This window comes from Christiangramia aquimixticola, from assembly GCF_048285835.1.
Classification (GTDB): Bacteria; Bacteroidota; Bacteroidia; order Flavobacteriales; family Flavobacteriaceae; genus Christiangramia; species Christiangramia aquimixticola.
Genome location: NZ_JBLVTL010000006.1, coordinates 131,498 through 149,032 on the forward strand (window position 1 = coordinate 131,498; position 17,535 = coordinate 149,032).

The window sequence follows — 17,535 nt, forward strand, 5'->3', positions numbered from 1 at the left end:
TTTTATAATCTGCTAAGCTGTTCTGCAAAGCGGGTGCAAATATATATCTTATTTATAAATTTTAAAACCTTTTTTATAAAAAATAAAAAAAGGCGGTTTCCCGCCTTTTTAGTAAGTACCCGTTTGGTTAAGTTTTAGTATAAGTAATCCAGTGCGATCACATCATTGCTTCCAAATTCTCCATCTTCATTTGCTCCAAAGCAAGCCAACATAACTGAAGTTGCGTCAAATCCGGTTGGGGTTCCCGGGATATGCACTGCACCATCAGATCCTGCACTTTCACCGCTCTGCCCACAGCTTTCACGGCTAAACCAGTCTGTATGTCTTAATCCAACTGCATGACCAATCTCATGAGTAATCACATGCTCATTTGTGTTAGTGCTATAAGCTTCCATTCCGGAGAAGATCTGTACATATTTATAAGGATTACCATTACTTGGGAAACCTGCTACTCCACCAGCCTGTCCGTTTGGATTTTGATAAACCACAATATCGTAAGGAGTGTAATTAGTTCCATAAGTAAGTGTAAAAGTGATTCCCAGGTTAAGTGCGTTATAGTTATCTATAGCCCAACTTAAAGCGTTTTGTTGCTTACTGGTTAGTGCCTGCGAACCTCCGGTATATCCAATTACATTGATTGTTTTTGGAGTGCTAACCAGATTATAAGTTCTGTACTGCTTGTTGGTAATAGATGCAGGAGAAAGCTCAAACATTTGCTCCTCGGTCATCGCGATATCACCTTCTATTAAATAATTTTCGGTAAAACTACCATCAGGAAGAAGCATGTCTTGCTTTTCAACATATTTCGAATTAAAATTTAATTCGGCTACCTTCTTTCTGATCTCTTTGGAAACCTGTTTTTTTTCCTGTACTGAATTTTCGGTTAGAGTTTCATTCATAGGTTCCTTTTCACAGGAACTAATAAAGCCAAGTACTAATACAAGGCTTAGTAATTTAATTGTTTTCATAAGTAAGTTAAGTATTTGGGTACTATGGAAAACAATCTATGAAATAACCTTTGAGGAAAGTCCAAAGGAAAAGTTAAAACGTAAGAATTTTCTTAAAATTAAAAATGATTCTTACACAATTTCTGCACTTAATCCGGCATCAAGCAACTTTGAACACCTTGGCTTCAGGTCTTCATAGGCACCTGTTTTTACCGTACATTTCCCTTTATAATGTACGAGAATAGAACATTGCTCAGCTTGTTCCGGAGTATGATCACAAGCATAGATCAAAGTTTCGATCACATGATCAAACGTATTATAATCATCATTGTACAATACGATCTCATTCTGTTTTTTCTTTTCGGTTTTAACCTTAACCTTTACCTTTTCCAGTAATTCTTCTTTCGTACTCATTTTGCTAAATTTCTTAAATTCAACATCCGCCTAAAATTAATCATAATACGCTTAAAGTGAAAACTTTACAGCCACCCAATTATCTTTTTCGAAAAAATTCTCAAATTTTAATCCGAGTTCTTCACATGCTTTTTCCAGAATAGGTTTGTCCTCCAGATAAAATCCGCTTAAATACAAGCTTCCACCGGGTTGCAGACAGTCCACATAAATTGGCAAATCCTTTAAAAGAATGTTTCGGTTAATATTGGCCAGGATAATATCGTAAGAACGTCCTTCCAGTAATTCAGCTCCACCTTCCTCAACATTAATATGCTCGCAATCGTTTCTTTGAATATTTTCAAGGGTATTCAAATAGCACCAATTATCGATGTCTATCGCATCAACAGCCTTTGCTCCTTTCATCGCAGCGAGTATTGCCAGGACTCCCGTGCCGCAACCCATATCCAAAACCGACTTGCCTTCCCAATCGTTCTTCAGGATATGTTGTATCATCATGTGTGTAGTGGCATGATGACCGGTTCCAAAAGACATTTTTGGTTCAATTACAATATCATACTCTACATCCAGTTTTTCATGAAAAGGAGCACGTACACTGCAGAGATCATCTACCAGTATTGGCTGGAAATTTTTCTCCCACTCTTCATTCCAGTTCACCCGTTCAATCTCTTTTTGATCATAGGTGATCTTAAAATCTTCAGATTGCAGAATATGAACTCCGGCGAGAAGATCTTCTTCATATTCCTCTTCAGGAATATAGGCAGTTATCCCATCATCATTCTCTACAAAACTTTCAAAGCCCAGTAATCCCAGTTCGGCAATTAGAATTTCAGAAGCCGGCTGAACCGGCTCTATAGTAAAATGAAATTCAATATAATTTCCATTCATCTTAAAATGAATTTACGATCTCAATAAAATCAACAGCGTTTAGACTGGCTCCTCCAATCAAACCTCCGTCCACATCTTCTTTTGCAAAAATCTCCTTAGCATTGCCTGGCTTTACACTTCCACCATATAGTATCGAAGTATTGTTTGCCACCTCTGCACCAACATTTTTATGTAGCAGGGTTCTTATATGTTTATGCATTTCCTGTGCCTGATCAGGGCTGGCCGTTTCTCCGGTTCCAATTGCCCAAACAGGTTCGTAAGCAAGAATTATATGACTCCAGTCGGTTTTTGGAAGGTGGAATAAAGCTTCTTTTAATTGTTTTTCAACAAGCTCAAAATGTTTGTCATTCTTACGGTCTTCCAGTTCTTCCCCAAAACAGAAGATCACTTTCATCTCGTTTTTAATAGCGGTATCTACCTTTTTAGCCAATGTTGCTGAAGTTTCATTGAAGTAAGCTCTTCTCTCACTATGGCCCAAAATAACCGTATTCACTCCAATACTTTTAAGCATTTTTGCAGACACTTCTCCTGTAAAAGCACCTTCTTCACTTTCGTGCATATTTTGAGCCGCCACAATTACCGGATTGTCTTTTAAAGCCTGGAAAGTGGCATATAAATTCGTGAAAGCCGGCGCTACCATTACTGTAGCCTCAGGCTCCTTTACCATTTGTAGTTTTAACTTGCTTAAAAGCTCTTCAGTTTCAGCAAGATCGTTATTCATTTTCCAGTTTCCGGCAACTATTTTTTCTCTCATGATCGAAATTTTTTCTTGTAGTTAGTTAATAAGCACCCTTAGCCGGTGCCATTTACAAATATAAGGAATGCAAAGGCTTTGATTTCTTAAACCAAAGCCAAAGCTCAAATTTTTAAATACGTTTTAATTTTATAGGCTGATGTCTGAAGCATCAAACCAGTGCTTCTTTTGTGTAATAGTCCCTTTATTAAGGATCAATATCCCGGGATTGGCCCGAACAATTGTTTTTAAAGCTGTCTCATCTGTCTGATAAAAATTAAAGTTCAGTGTAAACTTCTCTTTAAGCTTCTTCTGAAGTTGCTCTCCGGAAGCGGTCAATCCAACAACTTTATATCCTTTCTTTTGAGCTTCTTCACTCATTTTCTTTATCGCTTCAAATCCTTCCATTTCTGTTGAACGGATATTATATACCACAATTAGTAAAACCTTCTCTTCCTGAAGAATTTGATCTGTAATATCTCCCTCTTCTCCTTCGATCACAAAATCATGAATTGGCGGTACATAGCCTTCCTGAATCTGAACCGTTTCCACTCCAAGTAGCTCCCCTTCAATTTGAGGATATTCACCATTGTTTTTAATAATTTTTTCTTCTCCGTTAACCGAAAATTTCCAGAGATACTCATAAACCGGCTGTTGGGCATCTGCAGGGATCTGCATTTTTTTAGCAATATTGTTTCCAATTTTATATGGTCTAAAATCGAATACAGGTAAGTGCATAAGCACATGATAGCAAAAAGCAAAACACGCCATAAAAGACGCAAAAACCACCCATTTATGGTATTTAACCGGGAAGATAGGATTGATATATTTCTGGTTAAAGAAGATCACCAGGATCAATACCAGCAGGATCACATCCTTATAAAACGATTCCCAGGGAGTTAAAGGGATGGCGTCTCCAAAACACCCACAATCTGTTACCTTATTGAAATATGCCGAATAGAAGGTTAGAAAGGTGAAGAAAATGATCATTAGCAATAAACTCCAGCTGGTAAATTTTGGAGCATATCCTATAAGCAGCATGATTCCTACTACCAATTCAAATACCACCAGCAGGATGGCAATTACAAGTGCGAACGGGATAAGGAAAGGAATATCGAGCACCGGATCACTGAAATATTCCTGCAATTTATAAGAAAAGCCTACCGGATCATTCAGTTTAATAAACCCACTAAAAACGAACAGGGCTCCCACAAGGATCCTGGCTATACTTACAATTGCATTCATTATATAAAATTTATGTTTGCTTCTCCTCTGCTTCGGCAAAATGGATCATGGCAAAAATCGAATAATTGATCATATCCTGATAATTAGCATCAATACCTTCACTTACCAATGTCTTCCCTTTATTATCCTCTATTTGCTTAACCCTTAGCAGTTTTTGAATTATAAGATCTGTAAGAGAACTTATTCGCATGTCTCTCCAGGCCTCTCCATAATCATGATTTTTATCCAACATTAACTGTCTGGTTTGAGAAATTGCGGCATCATACAAGGCAATAGCCTCCTTAGGTTCAAGATCAGGCTGCGTTGCAATTCCTTTCTCGAGCTGAATCAAGGCCATTACAGAATAATTAATGATCCCGATAAATTCAGACTTTTCATCTTCGTCTACTTTACGCACATCGCTTTCCTGAAGCTGTCGAATTCGCTGGGCTTTTATAAAAATTTGATCGGTTAGGGACGGGAGTCTTAAGATCCTCCAGGCGCAACCATAATCTTTCATTTTATTTAAGAACAAACTGCGGCAAAGTTCCACGACCGCATCGTATTGTTTTAAGGTATCCTGCATGAAGTAGTTGTAATTTGCGTAAATTTCGGGCAAATATTTCAGATAGTCAAAGTTATTTACAGCTCACCCAAAACTAGTCCTGTTTATGTACATTAACTGTAAAGGCCAGCTAATAGACCTTTCCACTCCAAAGGTGATGGGTATTATCAACATCACTCCGGATTCTTTCTTTTCCGGAAGCAGAAAAAATTTAGAGAAAGAGATTCTTGAAACTGCAGAGAAAATGCTCGAGGAAGGGGCAACTTTTCTGGATATTGGAGCCTATAGTTCCAGACCTGGAGCTGAGGATATTTCTGAAGAAACCGAACTGGAAAGAATTATTCCTGCGCTTCAACTACTTATAAAAGAATTTCCTGAAGCATTAATTTCGGCAGACACCTTCAGAAGCAAAGTTGCTGAAAGGGCGATTAATGAAGGAGCAGCTTTGATCAATGATATTTCTGCAGGCCTCCTGGACCCTGATATGCTAAGGATTATTTCCAGAATGCAGGTCCCTTATATAATGATGCATATGAAGGGGACTCCCCAAACCATGAAAGACCTTAATCAATATGAAGATCTAGCGGGTGATGTGATTTTTTATTTTTCTGAAAGGATCAATGCTGCCCGCAAGGCAGGTATCAATGATATTATTCTGGATCCCGGATTTGGATTCGCAAAAAATATCGATCAGAATTATGAACTTTTAAGCAAACTGGAATTATTCAGCAATCTTGAACTCCCATTTCTTGCAGGTGTTTCCAGAAAAAGCATGATCTGGAAAAGACTTAAAACCACTCCTGAGGGGGCTTTAAACGGGACTACCATTCTTAATACCATCTGCCTCACGAAAGGAGCCAACATCCTTAGAGTTCATGATGTAAAGGAAGCGATGGAATGCATCAAATTAACAAGTGAATTGAGTAACTAAATATAGTTTTTCTATTTTTACATAAAACCCCCGAAATTTGAACATAATAGATCTTCGGATTCTCGATATCTTAGATATTGTCTTTGTAGCATTACTGCTATACTATGTTTATAAGCTGGTTCGTGGAACTGCAGCTGTAAATATTTTTATAGGAATAGTAGTGATCTACCTCGTTTGGCTTCTCACCCAGTTACTGGAAATGGAGTTGCTGAGCAGCGTGCTTGGAGAATTTGTAGGTGTTGGGGTTTTTGCGCTGATCGTGGTATTTCAACAGGAAATCAGGAAATTCTTATTGATGATCGGGTCCACCAATTTTACCCAAAAGGGTAAATTCTTCCGTAGCTTTAAAATAAGCAGAGACGATATTGATTCCAGAATAAATGTTGAAGCCATCGTGGATGCCTGTGAAACCATGGGGAAATCTTATACCGGGGCCCTGATGGTTATCCAAAAGAACAACAAACTTGATTTTATAAAGAATACCGGCGATAAGATGAAAATAGAGCTAAACCAGCCTATAATCGAATCGGTTTTCTTTAAAAACAGTCCGCTTCATGATGGAGCGATGGTGATTGAAGAAAATAAGATCACTGCTACCCGGGTAATATTACCTGTATCCAACGACCGGTCTATCCCGCTAAGATTTGGTTTAAGACACCGTGCTGCGGTTGGAATTACAGAAAAAACCGATGCACTTGCACTGGTGGTAAGTGAAGAAACCGGACAAACTTCCTATATTAAAGATGGTCAATTCGTAATGTTTGAAACCATGGAAGAATTAAAGGAAAAGATCAAACAGGATATTACTTAGTAAATCACGTATGTAACCCAGATTTATCCTAAATCCTAAGGAATAACGTGGTTTGATCTAAATCGTTTCTTCCGCTTTAAACTGTACTTCGTAAAGCTTTTTATAATATCCGTCGGCATTATTTAACAGCTCCCGATGGCTGCCAATTTCAACGATCTTCCCCTGATCCATTACAATGATCTTATCGGCTTTTTTAATAGTCGCCAGGCGGTGTGCGATCACAATTGAGGTTCGGCCTTCTGTAATCTTATCGGTCGCATCCTGAATCAATTGTTCGCTATAGGAATCTACAGAGGAGGTTGCCTCATCCAATACAAGAATACTCGGGTTACTTACATAAGCCCTTAAAAAGGAGATCAACTGTCGCTGACCCGAGGAAAGCATTGCTCCTCTTTCCTTCACATTATAGTAATAACCGTTTGGAAGAGTGCTTATAAATTCATGAATTCCAATCTGTTTTGAAGCCTCAATAACCTGTTCATCGGTAATATCAGGATTATCAAGATTGATGTTATTCATAATAGTATCGGCAAACAAAAATACATTTTGCAGCACCACGGCAATCTGGGCGCGAAGACTTTTAAGTTCTATATCTTTTATGTTATTACCGTCAATTTTTATCTCACCACTGTCTATCTCATAAAACCTGCTTAGCAGATTGATGATAGTAGATTTTCCAGCACCGGTAGCACCAACAATCGCCACTGTTTCCCCGGGATTTACGTTAAAAGATATTCCCTTTACAACTTCTTCATCCTCTATATAACTGAAGCGAACATCTTTAAATTCAATTTTCCCGTCCAATTTATCAACCTTAAGATTTCCGGTATCTTCTATGGTCGATTCGGTATCCAGAATTCCAAAAACCCTGTTAGCCGCCACCATCCCCATTTGCAGGGTATTGAACTTATCGGCAATTTGCCTAAGCGGGCGGAACAACATCTGTGATAACTCAATAAAGGCGACAATAATACCCAAGGTCATCTCTTCTCCGGCAACCACTCTCAAACCACCAAACCATACAATTAAACCTATGGTTATGGAAGTAGACATTTCTGCAATTGGGAAGAAAATAGAGTTATACCAAACTGTTTTTACCCACGCCTTTCTATGCTTGTCATTTATTTCTTTAAAATTCTCATATTCGGTTTTTTCCCGGGTAAATAACTGAACGATCTTCATCCCGGTAATACGCTCCTGAACAAAGGTGTTTAAATTGGCAACCTGTGTTCTTACTTCCTCAAAGGCAACCTTCATTTTCTTCTGAAAAACTCTGGTGGCATAAATAATAAACGGCAGTACAGTTAACACAAGCAGAGTAAGTTCCCAGCTTTTATAAAACATCACTCCAATAACCACCAGCATTTTTAAAAGGTCACTTATTATCATGAATAAGCCCTGACTAAAAATACTGGAAATGGTTTCAATATCACTTACAGCACGGGTTACAAGTCTCCCCACCGCTGACTTATCATAATATTGCATTTTAAACCCAAGCATATGCTTGAAAAGCTTAACCCTGATATCCCTTACTACCTCTAATCCAAGCCAGTTGGCATAATAGATAAAACAGAACTGGAAGATCACTTCCAAAACCAGGACACCCATCATTAGACTTACATAATAAATAAGGCTATCAAAATCTGAAGGGATCAAAGCCTCATCAATGGTTTGTTGAAGCAGAATTGGCCTCAATACCCCAAACAGGGAAACAAGAATAGCCGCAATCCCTACAAAATAAAAGATCCTTTTGTACGGGTTGGTATATTTAAGCAAGCGCTTAAACATATCCATATCGAATGCATTTCCGGTTTTTGACGCCATTTAATTAAATCTAATGTTTTTAGGATAAGTAATCTTTGTTAAATATAAGGCATGCCCCGGAACTGAGGTTCCCGCCATTCCCCTGTCTTCACTTTTTATAACCTCATCAATATAAGAAACCGGTTTTTTCTCCTGACCAATTTCCAGTAAAGTTCCCACTATTGCCCTAACCATGTTTCTTAAAAACCTGTCGGCAGTAATGTGAAAAATCAGTTTTCCATTTTCGTTTACCCACTCTGCCCTGTCAATCCGGCAATTATAGGTAAATACATCTGTCCTGCTTTTAGAGAAACATTTAAAATTAGTGTATTTTAAAAGTTTTTCTGCAGCAGTATTCATAAGATCTATATTGAGATCATGCCTAAAATACCAGGCGGTATCAATACTAAAAACATCCTTTTGCTGAACGATGTGATATTCATAACTACGGGATGTAGCATCAAAACGTGCATGAGCATCATCTTTCACCGGATATATATCTGCAATCGCAATATCTTTAGGCAGCATAGAATTCAATTTATACTGCATCACTTCCAGGTCAATTTCTTCAGAAGAGTCAAAATGAGCAAACATCTGGCTGGCATGTACTCCTGCATCTGTACGACCTGCCCCGGTAATTTCAATTTTTTGCGGAAATAATTTACTGAGATTGGTTTCAAGAACCTCCTGTACACTTATGGAATGTGGCTGATTTTGCCATCCATGATAATTCTTTCCAAAATATGAGAGTTCTATAAAATACCTCAAGTCCGCTTTATTTTTATATTAGCGAAATGCAAAGATAAGGCAATTATAAGAACGATAAAGCCTTTGATAAGCATCCTTTGTTAAACGATTTTTAAAGTTTTTATATTGAAAAATATTCTCCTATTAAGCGACACTCACAGCCATATTGATGACCGGATCCTGCATTATGCGGAACAAGCCGATGAGATTTGGCATGCAGGAGATATTGGAGATCTCAAGGTGACAGATAAACTGGAGGCTATAAAACCATTAAAAGCTGTATATGGTAATATAGATAATGCTACCATAAGAAAAGAATACCCCTTAAATAACAGATTCCTTTGTGAAGAAGTTGATGTGTGGATCACCCACATTGGCGGTTACCCGGGCAAATATTCCCCTGCAATAAGGGAAGAGATCAGGAAGAATCCACCCAAACTTTTTATATGCGGACATTCACATATTTTAAAAGTGATGAACGACAAAAACCTTGACCTCCTGCACATGAATCCGGGAGCAGCCGGGAAACACGGATTTCATAAAAAACGAACCATGTTAAGGTTTAAGATCGACGGGAAAGCGATTAAAGACCTGGAAGTCATCGAACTTGAATAATACCCATTAAAAAACCCGAAGCTTTCACTTCGGGTTTTCCACGCACTAATACTACTAAGATGATAGGCTTATCGTAATCGGTCAACAGATTTTACGAGATCTTCGTCCTTTTTGATGGCTTTATTAGCCAAAACAATAAAAACGATAGAAATAATAGGAAGAAACATCCCAATACCTTTCTCAGAAATATCCATTTCTCCAGGTAAAGTTAGAGACCAATAAACAAACACTCCTAGTAAAAAAAGATTTAATATTATATTCAATCGCCCCAGTACAAACTGAAGCTTTCTGTTTTTAAACATAAAAATACTTACCAGAGAAATCGCTGCAGACCCAAGGAACATTCCCAGGGCGATCAATTGATCCTGAGCAAAAACATCTTCTCCGGCTCCGTTTTCCCAAAGGGGAAAAACAAAAATAAGACCTGCACTAACAATTACAGCTAATAACAAGTATACGGTTTGTATTCTTTGAAGCATATTTTTTCACTGTTGGGGCACAAAAATAAAAGATTCTTTTTAGAAATCCTGTGTAAAAGTTTAAAATAAAGTTGTATTATTGCAGGTATATTACGTAACCCATTCAATTCGGGATACTTAAGTCTCCAAAACTTTTTATTCTTCTTCGAGAAGTTTTTAAAATCAATCCACACCAAAATTATTTAAACGCATTCATGTTTGAAATTTCAGAATTAAAAGCTAAAAAGCTTCCTGAACTTAAGGAAATTGCTCAAACGCTTAACGTTCCTAAGTACAAAACACTTAAAAAATTAGATCTTGTATATCAAATTTTAGATTATCAAGCTTCTAATCCCGCCAAAGTAAAGGAAGTATTGACCGAAGAAAAAGAGGAACCTAAACAGGAAAACTCTAAAAAACCGGCAAAAATAGGTAGTGAAAGAAGACCTTCTAAAAGCTCTTCTTCCAAATCTTCAGAAGAAGGTGCAAAACCTTCAGAAAAAGAATCAAAACCTGCTTCCAATAAAGACGAAAATCGTAACCCTGCCAGAAACACAAGAGACCGTGGGCAGAACAATAAAAACGATGATCGCAAACGGAATGATTCCCGTTCAGATAGCAGAAACGATAATCGCAATGACAACCGTGGTAACAGGAATGATAATCGCAACGATTCAAGAAACGATAATCGTAACGATAACAGGAATGACAACCGCAATGATAACAGGAACGATAATCGTAATGATAATCGCAACGACAATAAGAAAAATAACGGAAACCGCGATAACCGAAACCGTTACCGCGAACCCGATTATGAATTCGATGCCATCATAGAAAGTGAAGGTGTACTGGACATTATGCAGGATAATTACGGTTTCCTGAGATCTTCAGACTACAACTACCTTACATCTCCAGATGACATCTATGTTTCACAATCTCAAATAAGACTTTTTGGACTAAAAACCGGTGATACGGTTCAGGGACAAATTAGACCTCCAAAAGAAGGTGAGAAATATTTCCCACTTATCAAGATCAACAAGATCAATGGGCTTGACCCGCAGGTTGTAAGAGACCGTGTATCTTTTGAACATTTGACACCTCTTTTCCCTAAAGAAAAATTCAATCTTGCTGAAAAGCAGGCTACGATCTCTACCAGGGTAATGGATCTTTTTGCTCCTATTGGTAAAGGGCAACGTGGTATGATCGTATCACAGCCTAAAACAGGTAAGACGATGTTGCTTAAGGATATTGCAAATGCAATTGCTGCCAATCATCCTGAAGTATACCAGATCATCTTGCTAATCGATGAGAGACCGGAAGAGGTTACAGACATGCAGCGAAATGTAAAGGGTGAAGTTGTGGCTTCTACTTTTGACAAAGAAGCTCATGAGCACGTAAGAGTTGCAAATATTGTTCTTGAAAAGGCTAAACGTTTAGTGGAGTGTGGTCATGATGTGGTAATCCTTCTGGATTCTATCACCAGACTTGCCCGCGCCTATAACACCGTACAACCTGCCAGTGGTAAGGTATTAAGTGGTGGTGTTGATGCTAACGCGTTACATAAGCCAAAAAGGTTCTTTGGAGCAGCAAGAAATATCGAAAATGGCGGTTCCCTTTCTATTATTGCGACTGCATTAACAGAGACCGGATCTAAAATGGACGAAGTTATTTTTGAAGAATTTAAAGGTACCGGTAACATGGAACTTCAGTTAGACAGAAGAATTTCCAACAGAAGGATTTTCCCTGCGATCGACCTTGTTTCTTCAAGTACACGTAGAGACGATCTTTTACTAGATGAAAATAACGTTCAAAGAATGTGGGTACTTAGAAAGTATCTTGCAGACATGAACCCTGTTGAAGCCATGGAATTCATCAATGGTAAAATAAAACAAACCAGAAATAACGAAGAATTTTTAATCTCTATGAACGGATAAAATTCTCGAGTTAATATTTAAAAAAGCCGGAGACGATTAGTTTCCGGCTTTTTTATTGGTAGATATTCCTATTATTTAAAATACTGGCATCTTCTCTAAGTTAAATTTAGGAGTTAATTTCTAACAACCGAATACCTCCCCTTTTTTAATACATTCCTGAAAATCCAGAAAATAAAAAAAGCCTCATTTTTCAATGAGGCTTTGGAGCGGGAGACCGGGTTCGAACCGGCGACATTCAGCTTGGAAGGCTGACGCTCTACCAGCTGAGCTACTCCCGCATGGTAGAATTTATTTTTAAAAGTCAAAAGAGCTTCATTAAAGATTTACTCTCTTGCGGCTGCAAATATAAACGGATTCCTTTTTAAGTTCAAAATAAAATCACAGCTTTTTTAAAAAATGATAACCTCTTATCACAAAACCAAGATTCATGTAGAATTTATGAGACCTGAAATTCTCCACATAGCTATTCAGTTCCAGGGTTTCACAACCTTTTGAAGTTATATAAGCTTCAATAAATTCAAATAATTTCCTTCCTATACCCGTTCCCTGTAATTCTTCCTCTATAAAAATATGATCTACTTCACAGGAGCGGCCGGCATAATGACGGGTCATAAACCATAATCCAAAGACTCCAACCAATTTATCTGCTTTATAGATCCCGAAACATTCGTAATTCTGATCGAACATTTCGAGTAATCTTTCTTTTAGAATCTCCTTTTCCGGAACCGGTTTATGTAGTTTTTCAAGATACGGTAGTACCAGTTCAAAATCCTTCTTTAAAATCTTGTTAAATGAAACTTGCATCCACGCTTTTTCTGTAAAAATAGTCATATTTTTAGCTAAGACTAGTACTTCAATTAAAACAGAATAAATGGATTTGATGAAAAATAAAACAGGTAAAACGCAGGACTTAATAGATAACAAATTACTCGATAAAAGAATTATATACCTGTGGGGTGCAGTAAACGATAAATCAGCTAAGCATGTAATAGACAGGCTCGCATATCTGGACCTTGTTGACGACAGTGAAATTCAGTTATTCATTAACAGCCCGGGGGGTTATGTGACCGATGGATTTGCCATTTATGACACTTTAATGAGCCTTAAATCACCGGTTTCTACGATTTGCACCGGGCTGGCAGCTTCTATGGGCTCTATCCTATTATCAGCCGGAGCAAAAGGAAGAAGATTTATCCAACCACATGCCAAGGTCATGATCCACCAACCAAGTGGAGGTGCAAGAGGTCAGGCCTCAAACATTGAAATTGCAGCTAACGAAATTCTAAAAACAAAACATTTAAGCGCTGAAATTCTGGCTAAAAACTGTGGTCAAACCACTGAAAAGGTTTTGAAGGATTTCAATAGAGATTACTGGATGGATGCTGATGAATCTTTAGAATATGGAATTGTTGACGGAATCTTTAAAAAGTAATTATGGAAATTAAACACAAAGAAAGCGATAGCAGAGGTATGTTCTATATTGAAAATGAAAAAGGTCTTATCGCTGAACTTACCTACCATAAAAATGAAAACAATGTATTAACCATTGACCATACCGAAGTAAAACGGGAAATGGAAAATCAGGGTATTGGTTCCAGACTTATTAAAGAAAGTGTGGAATTTGCCAGAAAGCATGATCTTAAAATCGATCCTCTATGCCCTTTTGCTGAAGTCCAGTTCGACCTGCATAAATCTTATGCAGACGTAAGAGCTTAAGCATAACTCAAAAACATATTCAATATACATGAACCGGCCCCTACTTTACATATGGTTAATATGCAGTCTATTTACAGCCTGTAAGGAAGAAGAGGCCGGTAAAAAGATCGTAGAAAATCACGAGCAACCTGAAATCCTGGAATTAGCCGAGGCAGATGAAATAGAGGATTATTTAGAAAGCCTTGAGGATTCTACTCAAACAAGCATCTATGAGCTTCCGGGAATTATTAAATTTTATAAGGATCGGGGTTATGAACCAGTTTGGACCAGCCTCGAATTAAGGAATGACCTTTACCAGCAAATTGAAAATATCGAATTTGAAGGCTTATTCTATGAAGATTATCACGGAGAGAAAATTCATGGGTTATTAAAAAATACGAGCCTTAAAGAAAGTAACAGTCCGCTGGAAATCCTTTTAACCAGCGCCTTTTTGCGGCTATCCAATGACCTGGGGACAGGAAAATTAGATCCTACAAAAATTTATGATATCTGGGGCACCCCAACCAACACAGTTGAACCCTTTGAATTGCTGAATAAAATAGCAGAAGGCCAATCCTCTCCCGGAGAAATTTTAGACTCCATTAAGCCAGATCACGTAGTTTATCTGGGGCTTAAAAAAGCCTTACGTCAATATAGGGAAGCCGGGATTAAAGAGAATTCCACGACTACTATTCCCAGTGGGAAAATGATAAGACCCGGGGAGAAAGATGAGCGAATTGAATTGGTAGCACACCGACTTTCAGAACTTGGGTATTTTAAAAATAATCCCGACTCAGTATCCAATAGATATACTAAAGATATTCAAACTGCTCTTGAATCATTTCAACTGGATCATGGTTTACAGGTAGACGGCCTGGTTGGAAATACAACGATTGAGAATTTAAATCTCACTACCGAAGACAGATACCATCAACTATTGGTCAATCTGGAAAGATGGCGCTGGTATCCCAGAGACCTGGGAGATCAATATATTATTATAAATATCCCAAATTATGAACTTCACCTGGTGAAGGGAAAAGACACCCTGAGGTATCACAAAACAATGGTGGGGACCGAAGCAAGAAAAACTCCTGTCTTTTCAGATAAGGTAGAATATATAATATATAACCCTACCTGGACCATCCCTCCTACGATCTTGAAAAATGATATAATCCCGGGAACAAGAAATGACCTTGGTTATCTTCAGCGAAAAAATATCCGGGTTTATAATAGAAATGGGAATCAGGTAGATCCACAGGAAGTGAATTGGCACTCTTCTGAAGCAAGATCTTATACATTTCGCCAGCCAGCCGGACCATCCAACCCATTAGGCCTGGTTAAGATCATCTATCCTAATAAATACATGATCTATCTTCACGATACGCCTTCAAAGAAATTATTTGAAAATAATGCCAGGGCTCAAAGCTCAGGATGCGTACGCGTTCAGGATGTCCTGGACCTTGCCAGAGATTTGCTTAGCGACCAAAAAAAGTACGACGATAAAAAAATCGGTGAAATTTTAAAGTCGGGAAGAACAACTGAAATACCCGTTACAAAAGATGTAAAGGTTCATCATTTTTACTGGACCGCCTATCAAAAAAAAGATACCACCAAATTTATTGATGATATCTATGATCTTGATAAAAAACTCTGGGAGCTATTAAAGCCCTGAGTCTATGAATTTAAAAATTCTGATTGCTGTAAATATTCATTATCAGATTTATGAATATACACTACAGACTTTCCTTTGATGGTGTTGATCAATTCTTTAGCAATTCTATTTGGAACTGCAGGACAACCGTAACTTCTTCCAAGCCTTCCATATCTCTTTACGAATTCCGGCTCAGCATAATCTGCACCGTGAATAACCACATATCTTTTTCTGGCATTGGAATTAATTCCTTTTTCCATTCCATCTATAAATAGGGATAGTCCGTTTTTCCCGTAATAAGTTTCTCCGGTTACATAGAATCCAAGAGAACTTTGATGAGAATTCACTTTGTTGGAGAATTTTTTAGCAAATTCAAGTCCGGTATTTTTTCCGTGGGCAACTACAGAGTTAAATAAAACTTCCTGAGTATCCATATTTAAAATCCACATCCGCTTTTGAGTAGAGGATAGATTGAAATCGATCACAGTTAAAAGAGGGTTGGCAACTTTTCCCTCGCTTTCAAGTTTCATATAACCATTCATAGCCTTTTCAAAAACCGAAATGGCAGGCATGGTCTTATTCCGTGAAGAAAATGTTTTATATAAAAGATCAATTTTCTCTTCGGTTGTTATTTTATTATCAGATTCTGTTTTGTTGATTTTGATGGTAGGATTTTCAATCTTCTTGATCTCGGCCGCATTGGTAAACGCAAATGAAAAGATTAAGGCTCCAACAACGGTAAGAATTCTGTACTGCATATAATATCTCTTTTTAATTATTTGTTAATTAAAACCAAAAGTCTTGCCAACATACAAAATATCAACGCTAAAATCCAAAATAAGCCAACTTTAACATTATAATCCGTAATATATTGATAATAAAGGTTTTAATAATTTAAATAGTCCTTATAGAGAAACGCATATATTTTACAAAAAGTATAAAGAAAATTGAATTAAATGTTAAATTTTATATGGGGTTATAAATTTGAAAATAGTAGATACGGTAATTTTGCTTAAAAGATCTTTACCTAATTGTGGATTTTAGAATCCAGAATAACAAATTTTAAAAACTCTTCATTTAAGGAATTTTAAAAATCCTATATTCCAAAGTGATAAGCCAACTCCAACTTCCTCAGGAAATTAAATTTTGTTTTAATAAAACATTATACTGAGCTACTCTGGAATTCCTTGCAAATGTTTTTATCTTTACGCCCCAAACGACTGGAATAAATGAATAAGAAAGTTCTTTTAATGATTTTAGATGGTTGGGGTATAACTCAGGACCAGAATGTTTCTGCCGTATCTAAGGCTAATACTCCATTCATGGACTCTCTCCCTTCTAAATTTCCTTCGGCCAGCTTAAGAACAGATGGTTTAAGCGTGGGGCTTCCTGAAGGGCAGATGGGAAATAGTGAAGTTGGACATATGAACCTTGGTGCAGGAAGAGTTGTGTATCAGGATCTGGTGAAGATCAACATGGCCGTTGAAAAAGACACCTTAAAAGATGAACCTGTTTTAGAAGAGGCATTTAATTATGCTGTAAAAAATAACAGGCCGGTCCATTTTATGGGACTTGTAAGTGACGGAGGAGTACATTCACATATCAATCATTTAAAAGGATTACTTACTGCCGCTGAAAAATGCGGAGTTCAGAAAAAATATGTTCATGCGTTTACTGATGGTCGTGATGTCGACCCTCACTCCGGTAAAGGTTTTATTAATGACCTATTACCGCACCTGAAAGAAACAAATTCCAAATTAGCCAGTGTGATTGGCCGGTATTACGCCATGGATAGGGACAATCGTTGGGAGCGCGTCAAAGAAGCCTACGATCTAATTGTACATGGAAAGGGCTATAAAACCACAAATGCTGCGGAAGCTATTCAGCAGAGTTATGACGATAATATAAGTGATGAATTTATTAAACCTATCGTTTTAACCGGAGACAATGGCGAACCTGTAGCCAAATTATCTGAAAAGGATGTTGTTATATATTTTAATTTCCGGACAGATCGTGGAAGACAGCTTACACAAGCCCTTTCTCAAAATGATTTCCCGGAATACGACATGAAAAAACTTACATTATACTATGTTACCATGACAAAGTATGATGACAGGTTTGA

At 37.5% G+C, this 17,535-nt stretch carries 19 protein-coding genes and 1 tRNA gene; 8 read left to right on the forward strand and 12 right to left on the reverse strand.

Annotated features, from left to right (window positions below):
* Positions 1-134 precede the first annotated feature (134 nt).
* From ACNKXV_RS12570 to ACNKXV_RS12595, 6 genes are all read right to left on the reverse strand, one after another.
* On the reverse strand, positions 135-968 hold the full coding sequence (locus tag ACNKXV_RS12570) for a M57 family metalloprotease (RefSeq protein ID WP_417908090.1): 834 nt from the start codon (positions 966-968) through the stop codon (positions 135-137).
* A 111-nt stretch (positions 969-1,079) separates the two neighbouring features.
* Complete coding sequence (locus ACNKXV_RS12575) at positions 1,080-1,361, reverse strand: ATP-dependent Clp protease adaptor ClpS (protein ID WP_417908091.1); 282 nt, start codon at positions 1,359-1,361, stop codon at positions 1,080-1,082.
* A 51-nt stretch (positions 1,362-1,412) separates the two neighbouring features.
* Complete coding sequence (gene prmA, locus ACNKXV_RS12580) at positions 1,413-2,246, reverse strand: 50S ribosomal protein L11 methyltransferase (RefSeq protein ID WP_417908092.1); 834 nt, start codon at positions 2,244-2,246, stop codon at positions 1,413-1,415.
* Position 2,247: 1 nt separating this feature from the next.
* On the reverse strand, positions 2,248-3,000 hold the full coding sequence (tpiA, locus tag ACNKXV_RS12585) for a triose-phosphate isomerase (protein ID WP_417908093.1): 753 nt from the start codon (positions 2,998-3,000) through the stop codon (positions 2,248-2,250).
* Positions 3,001-3,129: 129 nt separating this feature from the next.
* Positions 3,130-4,224 carry a BT_3928 family protein gene (locus ACNKXV_RS12590; RefSeq protein WP_417908094.1) on the reverse strand — a complete coding sequence of 365 codons (1,095 nt, stop codon included), beginning with the start codon at positions 4,222-4,224 and terminating at the stop codon, positions 3,130-3,132.
* A gap of 10 nt (positions 4,225-4,234) precedes the next feature.
* The gene (locus ACNKXV_RS12595) at positions 4,235-4,789 is read right to left on the reverse strand and encodes a DUF1599 domain-containing protein (protein ID WP_417908095.1); all 555 of its coding nucleotides are present in this window, start codon (positions 4,787-4,789) and stop codon (positions 4,235-4,237) included.
* 85 nt (positions 4,790-4,874) lie between these two features.
* On the opposite strand from ACNKXV_RS12595, the gene folP reads away from it, so the two are divergent.
* Both folP and cdaA read left to right on the forward strand, forming a co-directional pair.
* Positions 4,875-5,699 carry a dihydropteroate synthase gene (gene folP, locus ACNKXV_RS12600; RefSeq protein WP_417908096.1) on the forward strand — a complete coding sequence of 275 codons (825 nt, stop codon included), beginning with the start codon at positions 4,875-4,877 and terminating at the stop codon, positions 5,697-5,699.
* 37 nt (positions 5,700-5,736) lie between these two features.
* Complete coding sequence (gene cdaA / locus ACNKXV_RS12605) at positions 5,737-6,510, forward strand: diadenylate cyclase CdaA (RefSeq protein ID WP_417908097.1); 774 nt, start codon at positions 5,737-5,739, stop codon at positions 6,508-6,510.
* Between the two features lie 57 nt (positions 6,511-6,567).
* On the opposite strand, the gene ACNKXV_RS12610 is transcribed toward cdaA, so the two are convergent.
* Both ACNKXV_RS12610 and truA read right to left on the reverse strand, forming a co-directional pair.
* Positions 6,568-8,334 carry an ABC transporter ATP-binding protein gene (locus tag ACNKXV_RS12610; protein WP_417908098.1) on the reverse strand — a complete coding sequence of 589 codons (1,767 nt, stop codon included), beginning with the start codon at positions 8,332-8,334 and terminating at the stop codon, positions 6,568-6,570.
* The gene (gene truA, locus ACNKXV_RS12615) at positions 8,335-9,081 is read right to left on the reverse strand and encodes a tRNA pseudouridine(38-40) synthase TruA (protein WP_417908099.1); all 747 of its coding nucleotides are present in this window, start codon (positions 9,079-9,081) and stop codon (positions 8,335-8,337) included.
* A gap of 105 nt (positions 9,082-9,186) precedes the next feature.
* On the opposite strand from truA, the gene ACNKXV_RS12620 reads away from it, so the two are divergent.
* The gene (locus ACNKXV_RS12620; RefSeq protein WP_417908100.1) at positions 9,187-9,675 is read left to right on the forward strand and encodes a metallophosphoesterase family protein; all 489 of its coding nucleotides are present in this window, start codon (positions 9,187-9,189) and stop codon (positions 9,673-9,675) included.
* Positions 9,676-9,743: 68 nt separating this feature from the next.
* On the opposite strand, the gene ACNKXV_RS12625 is transcribed toward ACNKXV_RS12620, so the two are convergent.
* On the reverse strand, positions 9,744-10,154 hold the full coding sequence (locus ACNKXV_RS12625; protein ID WP_417908101.1) for a DUF4293 domain-containing protein: 411 nt from the start codon (positions 10,152-10,154) through the stop codon (positions 9,744-9,746).
* Positions 10,155-10,348: 194 nt separating this feature from the next.
* On the opposite strand from ACNKXV_RS12625, the gene rho reads away from it, so the two are divergent.
* Positions 10,349-12,067: a transcription termination factor Rho gene (gene rho, locus ACNKXV_RS12630; protein ID WP_417908102.1), complete on the forward strand. Its 1,719-nt coding sequence runs from the start codon at positions 10,349-10,351 to the stop codon at positions 12,065-12,067.
* A 202-nt stretch (positions 12,068-12,269) separates the two neighbouring features.
* Here the strand turns inward: rho and ACNKXV_RS12635 are convergent.
* Positions 12,270-12,345: transfer RNA gene (locus ACNKXV_RS12635), tRNA-Gly, on the reverse strand.
* Positions 12,346-12,445: 100 nt separating this feature from the next.
* Positions 12,446-12,898 carry a GNAT family N-acetyltransferase gene (locus ACNKXV_RS12640; RefSeq protein WP_417908103.1) on the reverse strand — a complete coding sequence of 151 codons (453 nt, stop codon included), beginning with the start codon at positions 12,896-12,898 and terminating at the stop codon, positions 12,446-12,448.
* Between the two features lie 49 nt (positions 12,899-12,947).
* On the opposite strand from ACNKXV_RS12640, the gene ACNKXV_RS12645 reads away from it, so the two are divergent.
* The 3 genes from ACNKXV_RS12645 to ACNKXV_RS12655 are packed head-to-tail and all read left to right on the forward strand — an operon-like array spanning position 12,948 to position 15,434.
* Positions 12,948-13,499 (forward strand): ClpP family protease, encoded by a 552-nt coding sequence (locus ACNKXV_RS12645; RefSeq protein ID WP_417908150.1) that lies wholly within the window; start codon positions 12,948-12,950, stop codon positions 13,497-13,499.
* A gap of 2 nt (positions 13,500-13,501) precedes the next feature.
* On the forward strand, positions 13,502-13,783 hold the full coding sequence (locus ACNKXV_RS12650; protein ID WP_417908104.1) for a GNAT family N-acetyltransferase: 282 nt from the start codon (positions 13,502-13,504) through the stop codon (positions 13,781-13,783).
* A gap of 28 nt (positions 13,784-13,811) precedes the next feature.
* Complete coding sequence (locus tag ACNKXV_RS12655; protein ID WP_417908105.1) at positions 13,812-15,434, forward strand: L,D-transpeptidase family protein; 1,623 nt, start codon at positions 13,812-13,814, stop codon at positions 15,432-15,434.
* 2 nt (positions 15,435-15,436) lie between these two features.
* Here ACNKXV_RS12655 and ACNKXV_RS12660 read toward each other — a convergent pair whose 3' ends face one another.
* A complete protein-coding gene (locus ACNKXV_RS12660) occupies positions 15,437-16,171 on the reverse strand; it encodes a murein L,D-transpeptidase catalytic domain family protein (protein ID WP_417908106.1) in 735 nt (244 codons plus the stop codon).
* A gap of 471 nt (positions 16,172-16,642) precedes the next feature.
* Here ACNKXV_RS12660 and gpmI point away from each other — a divergent pair.
* Positions 16,643-17,535, forward strand: an 893-nt coding sequence (gpmI, locus tag ACNKXV_RS12665; protein ID WP_417908107.1) for a 2,3-bisphosphoglycerate-independent phosphoglycerate mutase, incomplete at its 3' end; no start/stop codon positions are given.

Excerpts from the sequence above, each read along its gene's own strand:
- ACNKXV_RS12660 (WP_417908106.1), bottom strand. The coding sequence starts at position 16,171 with ATGCAGTACAGAATTCTTACCGTTGTTGGAGCCTTAATCTTTTCATTT.
- ACNKXV_RS12650 (WP_417908104.1), top strand. The coding sequence starts at position 13,502 with ATGGAAATTAAACACAAAGAAAGCGATAGCAGAGGTATGTTCTATATT.
- rho (WP_417908102.1), top strand. The coding sequence starts at position 10,349 with ATGTTTGAAATTTCAGAATTAAAAGCTAAAAAGCTTCCTGAACTTAAG.
- ACNKXV_RS12575 (WP_417908091.1), bottom strand. The coding sequence starts at position 1,361 with ATGAGTACGAAAGAAGAATTACTGGAAAAGGTAAAGGTTAAGGTTAAA.
- ACNKXV_RS12570 (WP_417908090.1), bottom strand. The coding sequence starts at position 968 with ATGAAAACAATTAAATTACTAAGCCTTGTATTAGTACTTGGCTTTATT.
- tpiA (WP_417908093.1), bottom strand. The coding sequence starts at position 3,000 with ATGAGAGAAAAAATAGTTGCCGGAAACTGGAAAATGAATAACGATCTT.
- ACNKXV_RS12595 (WP_417908095.1), bottom strand. The coding sequence starts at position 4,789 with ATGCAGGATACCTTAAAACAATACGATGCGGTCGTGGAACTTTGCCGC.
- ACNKXV_RS12625 (WP_417908101.1), bottom strand. The coding sequence starts at position 10,154 with ATGCTTCAAAGAATACAAACCGTATACTTGTTATTAGCTGTAATTGTT.
- ACNKXV_RS12640 (WP_417908103.1), bottom strand. The coding sequence starts at position 12,898 with ATGACTATTTTTACAGAAAAAGCGTGGATGCAAGTTTCATTTAACAAG.
- ACNKXV_RS12590 (WP_417908094.1), bottom strand. The coding sequence starts at position 4,224 with ATGAATGCAATTGTAAGTATAGCCAGGATCCTTGTGGGAGCCCTGTTC.
- ACNKXV_RS12645 (WP_417908150.1), top strand. The coding sequence starts at position 12,948 with ATGAAAAATAAAACAGGTAAAACGCAGGACTTAATAGATAACAAATTA.
- ACNKXV_RS12610 (WP_417908098.1), bottom strand. The coding sequence starts at position 8,334 with ATGGCGTCAAAAACCGGAAATGCATTCGATATGGATATGTTTAAGCGC.
- folP (WP_417908096.1), top strand. The coding sequence starts at position 4,875 with ATGTACATTAACTGTAAAGGCCAGCTAATAGACCTTTCCACTCCAAAG.
- prmA (WP_417908092.1), bottom strand. The coding sequence starts at position 2,246 with ATGAATGGAAATTATATTGAATTTCATTTTACTATAGAGCCGGTTCAG.
- ACNKXV_RS12655 (WP_417908105.1), top strand. The coding sequence starts at position 13,812 with ATGAACCGGCCCCTACTTTACATATGGTTAATATGCAGTCTATTTACA.